Below are 13915 nucleotides of genomic sequence, written 5' to 3' on the forward strand. Positions count from 1 at the left end.
ACTCCCTGTGGTGCGCCCGTGGCTCAACGTTCCGTCTATCTCCCTGAAGAATTTCTGGCGCAAATGCGCCAGGCCTTGCCTGAACATCTCTCCTTTGATGCGTTTATCGACGCCTGTCAGCGCCCGCTGCGCCGCAGCCTGCGCGTTAACACGCTGAAAATTAGCGTCACCGATTTTCTGACCCTGGTGGCACCGTACGACTGGCAGCTGACCCCCATTCCATGGTGTGAAGAGGGATTCTGGATCGAGCGTGACGACGAAGAAGCGCTGCCGCTGGGTAGTACGGCTGAACATCTGAGCGGGCTGTTCTATATCCAGGAAGCCAGTTCCATGCTGCCGGTTGCTGCCCTGTTCGCTGACGGACAGATGCCTGCCAGAGTGATGGATGTTGCCGCCGCGCCAGGTTCTAAAACCACGCAAATCGCCGCCCGCATGGGCAACCAGGGCGCTATCCTGGCGAATGAGTTTTCTGCCAGCCGCGTGAAGGTCCTGCACGCCAACATCAGTCGCTGCGGGATCAGTAACGTGGCGTTGACCCATTTCGATGGTCGCGTCTTTGGTGCCGCACTGCCGGAAGCCTTTGATGCGATCCTGCTTGACGCCCCCTGCTCCGGCGAAGGGGTGGTGCGCAAAGATCCCGATGCCCTGAAAAACTGGTCCGTCGACAGCAATCTGGCGATCGCGGCCACTCAGCGCGAGCTTATCGACAGCGCATTTCACGCCCTGCGCCCCGGCGGCACGCTGGTCTACTCCACCTGCACCCTGAACCGCGATGAGAACGAAGCCGTGTGCCTGTGGCTACAAGCCCAGTATCCCGACGCCGTTGAGATTCTGCCGCTGGACGGGCTGTTTGCCAGCGCCGGTGAAGCCGTCACGCCAGAGGGATTCCTGCACGTATTCCCGCAAATCTTCGACTGCGAAGGCTTCTTCGTGGCCCGTCTACGCAAAACCGCGGCCATCACCCCCCTACCTGCACCTAAATACAAGGTGGGCAATTTCCCCTTTGTGCCGATGAAAACGCGCGAAAGCGCGCAGATCGCCGCAGCCGCCAGTCAGGCTGGGATTGTGTGGGGCGATAATCTGCGCCTGTGGCAGCGTGATAAAGAAGTGTGGTTATTCCCGACGGAGATCGAGCCACTGATCGGTAAAGTACGCTTTTCGCGCATTGGCATCCGGCTGGCCGAGACACACAACAAAGGCTTTCGCTGGCAGCATGAGGCGGTGATCGCACTGGCCGGTGAGGACAACACCTTTGCCTTAACTCAGCAGGAAGCCGAAGAGTGGTATCGCGGGCGCGACGTCTATCCGCATGAAACGCCGTCAGGCGATGATGCGGTTGTAACGTATCAAGGTTTTCCGATTGGTCATGCCAAAAAAGTGGGTTCGCGCCTGAAAAATAGCTATCCGCGCGAGCTGGTGCGCGACGGACGACTGTTTACCGGTAACCGCAACGACAGCTAAAAAAAGCATTTTTTTACTGGCGGATTTGCTCTCCATTGACCAGGCTGAAAAGTGGGCGACTATACTGGTCGTACCAGAATACAGCACCCTACCGGAGAGCATTATGACGAAAACCAATGTGCGCATTGGCGCATTCGAAATCGATGATGCCGAGTTGAACGGCGATAATCAGGGCGAACGAACGTTAACGATCCCCTGTAAATCTGACCCTGACCTGTGCATGCAGCTTGACGCCTGGGATGCAGACACCAGCGTTCCGGCAATCCTCGATGGCGAACATTCCGTTCTGTACCGTGAGCATTACGATCAACGTTCTGATGCCTGGATCATGCGCCTTGCCTGATCCAGAGAGAACCCGCCCGCAGGCGGGTTATTTGTTGCCTTAATTTCCCCTACCTCGCAATCTTCCCCTACAATATCAACTGAGTAGTTTATGTTGAGGGAATGATGTTCGCACTGGTACTGTTTATCTGTTATTTGGACGCTGGCTGCGAGGACATCGTGGTGGATGTGTACAACACCGAACCACAGTGCGTGGCATCGATGGACGCTCAGCGTATTCGCCACGGCGGTTGCTTCCCGGTTGAAGATTTTATCGACGGCTTCTGGCGACCGGCGCAAGAGTACGCGGACATGTAGTTACTGCAGCTGCACCAGGGTTAGCGTGCCGCCAAACACCGCCCCGGTATCGATATAATGCAGGTTGTGGCTGTCGAAACGCTGATTAAGCGGCGTGTGGCCGAACCAGAAGTGATCCGCCCCGGTTATGCCTTCCCCTTCCCCGGCCATTAATCCACGCAAACGATCCCTGTCCCATAAAACACGCTGCTTATCGACAGGTTGGTTCAGCGCGTAGTGCGCGGCAGGATAGTCCGCATGCGCAATGACGTTAACACCATTGGCACAGGTAATTTCGATAATCCACGGCAGGGCTTCACAGCGGGTAAACAGATCCACCGCCTGCTGCTTTTGCGTCCCTTGTAATTCAGCAAACCAGACGCCGCCGTTCATCATCCACAGAGCAAACGTATGGGTGTGCAGCGCATCCAGGGCCATCTGCTCATGGTTTCCGCGCACGGCGCAGAACCACTTTTCGTTGAGAAGCTGCAGGCATTTCACGCTCTGCGGTCCACGATCGATCAGATCGCCGACGCAAATCAGCAGATCCTGATACGGATCGAGACGGTGCTGCTTGATCGCCTCAATCAGCATCGGATAACAACCGTGCAGATCGCTGACCACCCAGACGTGTCGCCAGTTGTGACCATCAAGTTTGAGATACATAGCGCCTCCTCTGTTCAGTATAGTCGCTGCATAGCCCCGACTGATGCCTGCTGGCACGCGGTTTTATCGCTAATGCCTGCTTTCGCCGGTAATAAGCAATAATTTAACAAAACGGCTAAAAAGCGCTGGACTTCCTCATGCGGGAGTGTGGTATGGTTTAACGAAGAACAGAGGATGTTGCCCGCCTGTGAAAGTGCGTAACGGAAAAATACGTTTACTTTCAACAGATAAAAAGAGACCGAATACGATTCCTGTTTACGGTGTAGCCTGAGTTATCCGCTTTAAATCAATAAGTTACGTTACAAAACCCACATAAATAAACGTTACAAAACTTACCATTACCTCCTTTGAAGATCAAACCCTTGCCACGCTATTCGAGTGCGCGACGAGTAAACTTCGTGGTGAGACTACACCTCGGAAAAGCTTCCTCATCAAATCGCTGACGCACTCTACAGACTCTTATCAAAACTATTCGCAGCACCTTCCAAAAGCAAACCCTTACGCTTTACCCGGCACACCTCCCTGTGCAAACTCACCACCGATCCGTTGTAAGGCGCTAAGCGGTTACAGCAAAGTAAACTGCAGAGCATGCCAGCACGGGAACCACCCAGTCGAGCAGGCTGGGCGGATTCCATGCGCGCCAGTCAAACCCACCCCACCACGGCATGTTGGCCCGCTTGCCGTTGCCGAATTGCGCTATCCATCGATACTCAGTCTGGGCGTGCTCGCGGGAAATAAACCAGATGCATCCCAACAAGCCTCCAGTTATCCAATCCCCAGAGATAAAGCCATATGCAGCCTGAGCTGCGACAGCGGCCACAGCATGAAGCAGAGGTGAAATATCACGCATTTATCTCTCCTGTATGCTCATGCTGTGGTGATGCCAAATCTAAAGGTTCCGCCAGTAGTTACTCCATAAACCCTGAAAGTCAGTTTGCTCGCAGTTGACGCTGCGTAGTCATAAACCACCCTTATAGCCTGACCAGGATTATTTACCGGCCGGGCGTCTGCGTAATTCGGCGCGCTTTTGAACCTGTTCGGCGGTAAATCCACTGTGAATGAACTGTCACCTACGGTCAGAGCAACCGTCGGACTAAGGCTGGCAATTGGCGTGTGTAAATTAAAGCTACTGTCGAGATTTGCGTCGAAGGTAATTGCATCAGCGATCTGGTTATAAGCATTAGGGCCGATAACGATATTGGCTGCGCTATTGGTTTGGCCGAGCACATTCTGGAATTTGGTGAAGGTATTACCCAGTATGGACATCAGGAATGTATACGATCCGTTGTAGGCATTCGTGAAGCTAAACGCAACATTACTTGCGTCTGCAAGATTCAGGTTTATCCCTGAGAACGTAGATCCAGAGAAAGTAATCTGTTCGCCGTAATCCAGTGTCACCATTGGGCCAGCCACATACCCCAGCGCGCCGTTATTCCCCTTCCTTAAATCACAATCGGCAAAGCGGGCGTTGGTCAGTGCAGCGCCCTGGAAATTCAGGCATTGTTCGGTTGAATCGATGTGTCCGGTAACGTGCCATGCCGCACACCAGTTTTTAGCCTTGATGCCGTTCTTAACACCGACGATTTCGAAGTCTGAAAGATAATAACTGGTAATGCCACCTGCGGCATTGCTGAACGGCGCGGTTTCAAGCCCGTAATATGCCCGGAGAATATAGAAATTGCTGGCTGTGATAGCTCTGATAACGCTGACTTTGGGATCAGTTGTCTTAAGTCTGAAGCCCGCTGTCGCTGAATTTGTTTGCGCAGCAGTCGTTTTGTTATTGAGCGTAAAGCCATTAATATTCAGGCCACCACAGTCAATAGCTTCAATACCACAATTCCAGTAGTTCCCAGTAGCAATATCACCATACGCATCGACATTACCAATAATCAGCTTGTCGATATCACCCACTACAACCTGCGCGGCAGCCTGACTTGCAGCATCGGTGGATATTGACACCAGCGGTCCGCAGTTAGGGATTGTTGAGTTAAATGTCACATCGCGCAAACAGACCATTGCCTGAGAAGCGTAACCCAGCGATATCTTGAGCAATGGTGTTGATGCATCTCCAGAGAATTTAACTTTTGAAATTCCCCTTCCCGCTCCAAATATTACTGCTGACTTTGCAATGATTAAGCTGCGGTCAATTAAATACTCACCAGGCTGAATGTTGATATAGCCAACTTGATCTAAAGAAGCCTGGAAAGCTGCGGTCGATAACTTCACGCCGGTCGGGTCGGCTCCTCCCGCAAATCCATACCATGTAATCGGTTTTAGAAGTCCGCCAACAAGACCCGCGCCACCTGGAGCGGCTAATTCTTGCCGTAATGCAGCATCTCCAACACTAACAAAATGGACAGAATCAATAATCCAGGATGCAGAGTTATTGCCGGAAGTAGTGAATGGTAAGCTGGTTGCTGCGGTAAGTTTCCAGAACTCATCCTGGTAGCGGATTAGCTGATTATATTCTGTAATTACCAGTGGTCCGGAAGTGTAATCCCCAATAACCTTATAACCTGAATTTTGAATAAACAGGTTAAACCGCTCTTCCATTCCCCAGAAGGTTTGCCTGCCTCTACCAAACCTGTCCTTCCAAATCGCTTGGGTGATATCGTTTGCCGCGAAGTCCAGATTCTGGGAGTTATCAAAAAGATCCTTGGGGTCAGTAGATCCCAGCGGATTATTAGTGGCGTATTTAGTCATGCTCGCTCCGGGCATAAAAAAACCCGCCGAAGCGGGTTAGATAATTTGAAAATGCTGTTAAGAGACGTCACCGGGGTAATTCGCGTCATCGTACTGGTATTTCCCCGGGTGATACTGAATCGCCGTTACCTGACTGATACCGTCACTCCCTGGGGATATTTCACCCACCAGCGCGTCATACGGCACACGCACCGACGAACAGAAAAGCAGGCGCGGCGGCTCAATGTACGCGTCGTTCATCGCCCACAACTCAGGCTCCAGTGCTGCGCTGTACGGCACCGAAACAGTGAAGTCATCGATACGTGTTGGCACCAGCATTTCCGCCGCCCGACCGTCCTGGTGGCGGATGATCACGCGCGGGTTTTCGAAGGACCAGTCAGGCGGCTCGCTAAGCACCATGGTGATTTTGCTGCTGTCATAGGTCATATCAGCAATCAGGCAGCTCAGCGTCTGACCGCCCGGGATGTCGTCGGCCAGCACAATGCGATCCATGAACTGATAACAGAGCGCGTCCATTTCAGTAGAGGTGGTGTGCTGCAGGCGCTGCAGTTGGTAGCCCAGCAACCGGCGCATACCGATACGATAAGCGCGATCGGCGTTCAGCACGCCGTCCAGTTTGAAGTCTTCCACCTTCTGCGGCGTTGCGCTCCCCGGCAGCCGGCATTGCACCGTCTCTTCCGCCCAGGTTGTGCTGCTGATGTACGTAACGTCCACGGCGTCGTAATCGTCCTGACTCGGTGCCTTGAACGCCGTCTGCAGCTCCTCGGTAGTTTCCTGTGGGGTGATCATGCCGACCCAGGGCTTTACCCCTTCCCGTCCAGCAGAAATCAGCCCGTCAGAAAGCAGGAAGTAACCCATGCCGGCAGAGACTATTGTCTGCAGCACCTCGAGTGCTGACTTGCTGTCGCTTGTCGCCCAGTCGAAGGTTTCCCCGCGCGGTGTCCAGTAAGTTGACTCGAGTGCGTCGATCGCCGCGGTGTCAATCTGGCTGGAAGTGAACCCCAGCGATTCCAGAACGTGATAGAGCGCGCCGCTAATGCTGCGTGAAGCGTGACCGTTATACAGCCGGGTTGGCGTGACACTGATGCGGCGGTCAGACATGGCCGCCAGCCGGTTCCCGGTGCGCACCGTCAGCGCCATGGTGGTGACGCCTTCGTATTTTGCCGGGCGCTTGCTAAGCCGTGAACGCAGTGCCTGCCAGAATACCTGGTCGCGCGTGCTGCCACCCTTAACCGGTTCGGTGCGGCGCATCCGGATCTCATATTGCCCCGGCGATACGTTATAGCGATGCGTAAACCCGATCTGATTTTCGGTGCTGCGTGAGTAGAACGGGGACTGCTGCTGCCAGGCGGTGGCGCCAACCTTGCGATACTGGATCACCAGCCGCACCGGCATCGACCGCTTATTGCCCGCGTCCGTGTAACGAACCAGACCGCTCTGGAAGTTAATATTCACCTCGAAAGCGTCCAGCGTTTCGCCATCCGGACAGGCAAGGAACGGCCCCAGCCATTCGTAATCGTCGCTAACTCCCGTTACCGTTGCATCCAGCAGCGTGCGTTCAGTGAATCCTGGCCAGGATGGATCCGCTGTGGTGACTGGCTCACCGCCAGGCCCAATGGTTACCGTAAGGCGCTCAACGGTGACCGTCTGACTGTCGACGTCGGTGATCCGGAACTGATTGCCGAAAAGGCCCAGTGAGAAGCGCTGATTACCCTCCGGCAAGCCGGTGAACGGCGTACCGGCGGCGCTGTTATACGCCAGGGTAATGTGCGCCCTGACCGCTGCCGTTCCGCCGGTTGATTTCACGCCCGGCGTGTTGACGGGCGCTGCGCCAAATACTGCATCGGGCAGCACGCTGTTGGTGATCGCGCCACCCGCAAATGGGCTGCTTTCCTCACCAATTTGCAGCCGCCCGCTGTTATCGCGGGCAACCAGACCGGAGCCGGAGAGTTGGGAGGTGATCGAGGAAACCAGCCCCGACATGGTGACGTAGTTTGTCACCAGCGAAACCGGGTAAGTCGTACCCTGCCAGCTCAGGCTGAATGTCACCGGTGCGCTGCTGAAATCGTAGGTCGTCGGCGCTGCACTCGCGGTAATTGTCGCAGAGCTGCCGCCCACCCCTGGTACCGCCGGTACGCCAGGGGCGTAAGTGGCGACCACCAGATCGTAATCATTGCCGTTGTAGTTCAGCGTCACAGGCAGTCCTACGACTGGAGCCAGCTCTTCAATGCCGCCGTAAATAACGCTGTAGCCGCCGGAAGACACCACCGTGAATGAATCAGGTGCCAGTACGGTGATTACCGTTCCGGCCGTCCATGATGGCGGGATCTCTGCATCACCGCCAGAGGATGACACATCTACCAGCGTGATTGCGTTACCGGACACTACCAGCGCGTCAGCGATGATGCTGACTGTCTCCGGCCCGCTCGACCCGAGGTCTAACCCGGCGGTGCCGGAACCTGTGTTGCCTACTTCCGGACTGTTGAACCAGTTCTCAGTGCGTGCATCACCGGACACCACCGCACCTGGCGGATAAAGGGTGTAACGGATGTCGGTACCGAACGCAGAGATGGGCGTATTGCCGATCCGGATATCAGACTGGTTGATGACCATATTGCCGACGCCGACGCACAGTAACATGCTCGTTTCCATGCTGGTCTCATTCACAAAGCGGCTCACCGGCTGCAATGCGTAATCGGGCCAGACACGGTATCTGCCAAAAATCTCCCTGATTGCCCCTCCCAGCTTTGCCGCATTCGCCTTCGCCGGGTTCAGGTCAATCTGGTCTCCGTTGCCGGGCTGAGCAGCGCTGCCCGGCTGCGACATGGTGCTCATCATGTAGATAGAGTACGCCGCCGACGCGACGGCGATCGCAACGGCAGTCCAGACCAGCCAGGCAGGCGCTGCCGGTCCGAACGGCACGGGATACAGTCGCACGTCATCATCCGGGGTGATAATTTGCGAGCCCCACTCACCAGGAGGGATCGAAACACCATTCAAATCGAGCGCTACCGGGTGGACCATATCAGGCCGCCAGCCCTGCACGTTTCTGGCAAACCAGCCCGCAATGGTGGTGCTGGCGTGCTGATGTGTCTCCAGCGGTTCGCCTTCGAGCCGGGATGGGTAAATTCGGATCGTCACTTATAGAACTCCACTTTGACGTACTGCCGGAGAAAGCGAGCCAGCGGCAAGATGGTCACGTTGCGTTTGGGGTTAGCCTCGAGGACGTGTAACGCCCCATTCACGGTGACTGCAATCCCCAGGTGCGTAACCAGACCCGCGGTGTAACAGGCCGCCACTGCGCCATCTTCGGGCTCGCATTTCTGGACCCTGCTGCGGAAACTGTTGTAGGTGTCATTCATCTGACAGCCTTCGTTGATCACTCCCTCAAACACAGGCCACTGCGGCAGGCCGAGATCGCGCCGCACTTCGTGAATTACGCCATAACAGTCCAGAATCGGGTAAGCGCGGCCGCCCATCCGCCAGATGACGGAGAGGTATTTGTCAGGATTGAACATGGTGATTTCCTACTGCAGGTAGCGAAGGCCCGGGAAGCCAGGCAGCGTGTAGCGGTAGCGCGGCCACGCAGTTTTGAGAATGTTCAGAAAGCCCGCAGTGATCTGGACTTCGGTCGCTTTCCAGTAACCATCTTTAATCTGAAGAACTATCGGTGGTGAAGCCGGTGCGTTCAGCTGTGTTGATATGTACTGCCGCATGATCAGCTTAGCGTCGTTCAGGTTGCTCAGCGCTTTACGGATAGCGGTGGAAACCACCCCGTCGATATTGCTGACCGCAAACTTCAGGTCCTGCGTACCGTCACTATTTCTTGCTGGTAGCGCAACGGCCATGGCAGCCGCCTGGAACGTCACTGACGCACCGCTTTCCGTGACAGCGGTGATATCCTCGAAGTTCTCAACCAGCCAATATTCCTGTCCGCCGACGGTAATCTGGAGTGTGTTGAAGAGGATCTCGCTGCCGCCGCTGGCGTAAAGCCTGTTGAGCGTTGGGATTGTCATGCTTCCGGCCACTCCTTATTGAGCGCGTAATCAATAATGCTCTGCCCGACGATGAACTCAGGGAAATTACCCCAGCCAGGCGGCAGAATTGGACGTTCCCACAGTTCCAGTGTTGCCGTGAATTTCCAGAACCCTAACCCGAACAGCACTGGCCCATCGTAGATATCCTTGAACCGGCAGACGTAGTCCCCGACACCCATCGGCGTACGCATGCGCATGTTGAACCACGCTGCGCCGTCGGTGATTACATCCCGGAACCACACCTCGAACAGTTGAGACTGTGCATCATTAAACACCCATGAAACGCCCGCCTCAGTCGGAACCGAAGTGTATTTGCGTCGCTGGCGCGTGCGGCCGGATGTCATGGTTGAGCGCTGAAGAGGGCTTACCGGAGTGAATCCATGCCCGGAGCGCTGGGGCATTGGCAGGTACTCATGGGGGTAGTTGATGTCGGATTGCTTACCCATTAACCGATCCTCCTTTTAGCGGTCCAGCCGCTTTGCAAGCCTTTAGAAACGTTTCCTTTACCTGAGGCCAGGTCACCACTGATTTGCTGGTAGACCTGCTTGCCACCACGGGCAACGGCTGCCTCCACCAGTGCAATGGTTTTATCGTCGGGGTTACCGTTGATCTGGATAGTCGGGCTGTAATTGAACCCACCGCCACCGCCGCCCATATCGCGGTTACTGATGACGCGACCATTATCGCCCGGGATCATGTACTGGCTGCCATTGCTGGCTTTGAAAATCTCAGGCTTGCCGCCCTCACCAACGCGGTACATGGAGCTGGCTGATACAGGGCCGCCGCGCTCTCGACCGCCGCCATATGAGATGCTCGCAACGTTCGACAGCAGTGACGCCCCGGCAGAGGCGATGGCTGCATAGTTCGCAAGCTTTTGCGCTGGCGTAAGCGCTGTTGGATCGGCCATAGCCTGCATGATTGCGGTATTCAGGCTGAGGGTGGACTGGGCAATGGCAAACGCTTTGCTGGCCGCGAACATGACTTGGTACGCGGCGTTACTCTTGCCAGCAGAGTTTGCGATTATCGATGCCAAGCCATCTAACCCTTGGGACGCAGACCCCAGAATTGAAAGAATGGAGGCTCTTTGTTGTTCCGCCTCTGCTTTTACGATCTGCATGCGGGCATTTGATGCCTGCAATTGAATAGCTGTTTTTGCATCCTCATAAAGCTGGGTGTTTTGCTTATCAATCTCTTGATAATTGGCCAGAGCCTCAAGCTTCTGAGTTTCTTGAAGATTTATCTGCGCAAGCGGGTCATCAGCAAACCCTGTCATGGGATTAACAGAGGTACCTCCAGCAGCTATCTCCTGCTTCGCATACTTCTGGCCCTGCTCAGCCTCCTTTCGTTTCTGAATGGAAATAGCGGCCCGCTCGTTTGCCTCCCCTAGCGCCTTTGCTTCGGACAGTTGTTGCTGTGTTGCTGAACTTCCCAGCGACTGCTCCGCGCGGAGCCCTGCCTCCTGGATGCGGCGTTTTTCAACCGACTCGGTGGTTAAGTCTGATTGAGCGCGAAGTTTGGCAATTTTCTGCGCAATGGATTCAGCAGCAGCGGCGGATTTTTTTGCCTGGCTTTCGCCTTCTTTCTGTTCCTTTTTGTTTTGCTTTTGAGCCTCAAGAGCATCGTATTCAGCCCCAGCCCTTTCCCTAGCCATACGGATATCTGCATCGCTACCGCCAAGGGCGCGAATCTCCTGCTCAGCCTTTAATTGCTCTCTCTTTCTCGCATTTAGCTCACTTTGCAGATCAATTTGCTGCAGCTGCTTATCCAGAAAATCCTGAACCTTTGCTGGCCGATCGACCCGCAGGGACTGGGAGTTAAACCTTTCTTTTGCCGATGAGGCAAAGTTAATGGACTTGCCAAGTTGGTTCATTAAACCTGAAACTACGCCAACCTCTTGGCCATTACGCTGCAGGAGCTCAAGACCCTGCTTTAACTGGCCGTTAAGTTCAGCTTGAGCAATGCCAACGGTGCTATTAACTCGTGATAATCGGTTCTGTGCATTCTGCAGCTCCGCAGCAGCAATGGCCTGATTATCGAGCGCATCGCGCATGGCGTCCTGAGCCTGCTTTCCACGCTTTGTTGAGGTTCCCCAGTTAGCAATCTCTTTCTGGTAGTCTTTTACTTTGTTTGTCGCTTTGTCATACGCGTTCTGCGCGTCGTTTACGGCATCGGTAAGTTCAGGAATAGTTGCGCGCAGTTTAGATATTTCAGCAGAGAGCTGAACCTGCGACATTTCTCGCATTTTCCCAGTGAGAGTGTCTACAGTGTCAGCAAGCTTTATCGCTTCTTCCCTGGCCTCCTTAGCCTGTTGCCAAAAATAGTAAATGGCAGCGCCAGCAATCATGGCCGCACCTACCGGGCCGCCGATTAAGCCAAGAGCGCCACGCAGAAGACCGCCGGCAACAGACGCTCTTGATGCAGCTGCAGCTGCCGCATCCTGAGCAGCGACGTTTGTGGCCAATGCGCGATTATAGTTGTCCGTTAGCGCAGCAGCCTCGACGCGGGCAGCTGAAAGCCTGGTTTCTGCTGCTGCAAGATTCGCGGCGTCAAATGCAGTTGCTTTCATCATCTGCGCCAGCCTGATTTCTTCGATACCTCTTATTTTTGCAGCTTCTGCGCCTCTTAATGTCGCTGCAGCTTGCAATGCTGCCGATTGTGCAGCTTGATTTTCCGCAATGATGAGCTGCCTTGCAGCCGCAATGGCTTTAACCTTTTCAGACGTTGCCATCGCCAGCGCTCCGGCAAACCTTGAACCCATAATCAGGCCAAGACCGGCGAACACAGCACCAAGCGTGTCAAGATTTTCGCTGAGAGTGACTATGGTGCTATTAAACCCAGCGTAAGCCGATTTGATGGTTGTTGATTCGCCGACGAACCTGGTTACATTATTTGATGCAACTTCGAAAGCCTGCCCAAGAGTCATGGCCGTATTGGCAAATTCCTTGGCAATCTGATCGCCCTGAGTTAGCAACCCATTAACCACAACATCCGTAGTAAGCTTGCCCTCCGCAGCCATGCTGCGAAGTTGGCCAACGGTTACACCCAAAGAATCGGCAAGCGCCACAGCTAGACGCGAGCCGTTTTCTGAAATGGCGTTAAATTCCTCACCGCGCAGCACGCCAGACGCCAGTGCCTGAGAAAGCTGAATCATCGTGGAACTCGCCTCTTGCGCGGTAGCACCAGAGACAGCAAGACCTTGGTTGATCGTGGTAACGATGCGCGACAGATCTTCCGTGCTTGTACCGGCGCTGCGCGTGGCACGTTCCAGTCGGCCATAGAGCGCCGCCGTAGCGTCAAGGCTCGACATTGTCTTCTGTGAAATATCGAAGATCCGCTGCGTAACATCAGCCAGTTGCTCATTAGGCCGGACGGCATTAGCGAGTTTGTTGTTCACCGTCACCCAGGCATCCGCATATTGCGCCACCTGCTGCACGGATAGCGCGGCCATCAAGCCCTTGGCGACTCCGCTCAAGCTGGACATTGTCCGCTCCATCGATCCGATTGAACGTTCTGTTCGGTTAACGCTGGCTTCAAGGCGACCCATGCTGCCATTTAATCCGTTCAGTGCTGCATCGATATCCCGACGCCCTTGGAGCAGGCGGGCAGTGTCCATATCCACTTCGTAAACGATTGTTCCTGCGCTAACAGTGCCAGACATTATTTATCTCCGGGCATAAAAAAACCCCGCCGTGACGAGGTTTCGGGAATTGACGGTAATTTAAAAGCCTTGTATTGCGTTTATTGTTTGAGTCTGATTTGACTGCTGAATGATATTATCGGTTGTTTTCATTCTCACCTTGGCATCTTGTTGACCGGTTTGGATGTAGAGATCACAATCAGCCTGGCTAATTGATAAACTACCTCTTCGAGCAAACTCCGCCTGAATTTTTGGCATTATCTCAGTGTTTCCGTACCCCATAGCTTGCCCTTTAAGCGTGCATAACCCCACATCATCATAAGATGTCAATGGGCGATCCTGGGCGCAGCCAGCAAGCGTTAACGCCATACAGCCAACCATAATTAAAGTCTTCATTTTCCCTACTCCCATTATTCTGCCCACCCTTCAGATATTCTCTTCAATTCTAATTTACTAAGTGCCTCAAAATCCTTTTCACGACGAAGTATAATTATGTATTGCCTATATCCGTGATGAGCTGGCGCATAGAACTCCCCTCCGTGGCACATGGTTTGTTTATTTTTTAGGGCAGACATGGACAGTGGGCCAAGAGCTATTTGTTGCTGGCAGAAATGAATGGCTTTTTGGAGATTCCCCCCTACGCTGCGCAGCTTGTAGTGTTTCTTGATTTTATCTTGCAGTTCAAAGTGAATTTTAAGAATTGCTGCATCAGGCAACCCACGCATACCATTTAGCCATTCCTCTTCAGTCATATCCCTATCCCCATTGGTAAAAGTGGAATCATCCTACCCAG

The 13915-nt window shown here is 54.1% G+C and carries 13 protein-coding genes; 3 read left to right on the plus strand and 10 right to left on the minus strand.

The window, feature by feature from the left end; genetic code table 11:
• The first annotated feature begins 18 nt into the window (after positions 1-18).
• From rsmF to M8013_RS14225, 3 genes are all read left to right on the plus strand, one after another.
• Positions 19-1461 (plus strand): 16S rRNA (cytosine(1407)-C(5))-methyltransferase RsmF, encoded by a 1443-nt coding sequence (rsmF, locus tag M8013_RS14215; protein ID WP_271268452.1) that lies wholly within the window; start codon positions 19-21, stop codon positions 1459-1461.
• A gap of 103 nt (positions 1462-1564) precedes the next feature.
• On the plus strand, positions 1565-1804 hold the full coding sequence (locus tag M8013_RS14220; RefSeq protein WP_271268453.1) for a YebV family protein: 240 nt from the start codon (positions 1565-1567) through the stop codon (positions 1802-1804).
• Between the two features lie 104 nt (positions 1805-1908).
• Positions 1909-2100: a YdfD/YebW family protein gene (locus M8013_RS14225; protein ID WP_271269089.1), complete on the plus strand. Its 192-nt coding sequence runs from the start codon at positions 1909-1911 to the stop codon at positions 2098-2100.
• Here the strand turns inward: M8013_RS14225 and pphA are convergent, their stop codons facing one another.
• The 10 genes from pphA to M8013_RS14275 form a co-directional block, all read right to left on the minus strand.
• A complete protein-coding gene (gene pphA, locus M8013_RS14230) occupies positions 2101-2745 on the minus strand; it encodes a protein-serine/threonine phosphatase (RefSeq protein WP_271268454.1) in 645 nt (214 codons plus the stop codon). It abuts the gene before it with no gap.
• Between the two features lie 556 nt (positions 2746-3301).
• Positions 3302-3595 carry a hypothetical protein gene (locus M8013_RS14235; RefSeq protein WP_271268455.1) on the minus strand — a complete coding sequence of 98 codons (294 nt, stop codon included), beginning with the start codon at positions 3593-3595 and terminating at the stop codon, positions 3302-3304.
• A 17-nt stretch (positions 3596-3612) separates the two neighbouring features.
• A complete protein-coding gene (locus M8013_RS14240; RefSeq protein WP_271268456.1) occupies positions 3613-5448 on the minus strand; it encodes a pectate lyase family protein in 1836 nt (611 codons plus the stop codon).
• A 57-nt stretch (positions 5449-5505) separates the two neighbouring features.
• A complete protein-coding gene (locus tag M8013_RS14245; protein WP_271268457.1) occupies positions 5506-8589 on the minus strand; it encodes a host specificity factor TipJ family phage tail protein in 3084 nt (1027 codons plus the stop codon).
• Positions 8586-8966 carry a nitrite transporter gene (locus M8013_RS14250; RefSeq protein WP_271268458.1) on the minus strand — a complete coding sequence of 127 codons (381 nt, stop codon included), beginning with the start codon at positions 8964-8966 and terminating at the stop codon, positions 8586-8588. The genes M8013_RS14245 and M8013_RS14250 overlap by 4 nt, the downstream gene beginning before the upstream one ends.
• A gap of 9 nt (positions 8967-8975) precedes the next feature.
• Complete coding sequence (locus M8013_RS14255) at positions 8976-9464, minus strand: DUF1833 family protein (protein ID WP_271268459.1); 489 nt, start codon at positions 9462-9464, stop codon at positions 8976-8978.
• Positions 9461-9931: a hypothetical protein gene (locus M8013_RS14260; RefSeq protein WP_271268460.1), complete on the minus strand. Its 471-nt coding sequence runs from the start codon at positions 9929-9931 to the stop codon at positions 9461-9463. The genes M8013_RS14255 and M8013_RS14260 overlap by 4 nt, the downstream gene beginning before the upstream one ends.
• Positions 9931-13143, minus strand: coding sequence for a tape measure protein (locus tag M8013_RS14265; RefSeq protein WP_271268461.1), 3213 nt, complete (start codon positions 13141-13143; stop codon positions 9931-9933). The genes M8013_RS14260 and M8013_RS14265 overlap by 1 nt, the downstream gene beginning before the upstream one ends.
• Positions 13144-13203: 60 nt before the next feature.
• A complete protein-coding gene (locus M8013_RS14270; protein WP_271268462.1) occupies positions 13204-13518 on the minus strand; it encodes a hypothetical protein in 315 nt (104 codons plus the stop codon).
• Positions 13519-13532: 14 nt separating this feature from the next.
• Positions 13533-13874 carry a hypothetical protein gene (locus M8013_RS14275; protein WP_271268463.1) on the minus strand — a complete coding sequence of 114 codons (342 nt, stop codon included), beginning with the start codon at positions 13872-13874 and terminating at the stop codon, positions 13533-13535.
• Positions 13875-13915: the final 41 nt, after the last annotated feature.

Source organism: Silvania confinis (genome assembly GCF_025564085.1).
GTDB classification, from domain to species: Bacteria; Pseudomonadota; Gammaproteobacteria; order Enterobacterales; family Enterobacteriaceae; genus Enterobacter; species Enterobacter confinis.

Coding starts and splice junctions, on each gene's coding strand:
- pphA (WP_271268454.1), bottom strand. CDS start 2,745: ATGTATCTCAAACTTGATGGTCACAACTGGCGACACGTCTGGGTGGTC.
- M8013_RS14260 (WP_271268460.1), bottom strand. CDS start 9,931: ATGGGTAAGCAATCCGACATCAACTACCCCCATGAGTACCTGCCAATG.
- M8013_RS14275 (WP_271268463.1), bottom strand. CDS start 13,874: ATGACTGAAGAGGAATGGCTAAATGGTATGCGTGGGTTGCCTGATGCA.
- M8013_RS14270 (WP_271268462.1), bottom strand. CDS start 13,518: ATGAAGACTTTAATTATGGTTGGCTGTATGGCGTTAACGCTTGCTGGC.
- M8013_RS14220 (WP_271268453.1), top strand. CDS start 1,565: ATGACGAAAACCAATGTGCGCATTGGCGCATTCGAAATCGATGATGCC.
- M8013_RS14255 (WP_271268459.1), bottom strand. CDS start 9,464: ATGACAATCCCAACGCTCAACAGGCTTTACGCCAGCGGCGGCAGCGAG.
- M8013_RS14240 (WP_271268456.1), bottom strand. CDS start 5,448: ATGACTAAATACGCCACTAATAATCCGCTGGGATCTACTGACCCCAAG.
- M8013_RS14225 (WP_271269089.1), top strand. CDS start 1,909: ATGTTCGCACTGGTACTGTTTATCTGTTATTTGGACGCTGGCTGCGAG.
- M8013_RS14250 (WP_271268458.1), bottom strand. CDS start 8,966: ATGTTCAATCCTGACAAATACCTCTCCGTCATCTGGCGGATGGGCGGC.
- M8013_RS14265 (WP_271268461.1), bottom strand. CDS start 13,143: ATGTCTGGCACTGTTAGCGCAGGAACAATCGTTTACGAAGTGGATATG.
- M8013_RS14235 (WP_271268455.1), bottom strand. CDS start 3,595: ATGCGTGATATTTCACCTCTGCTTCATGCTGTGGCCGCTGTCGCAGCT.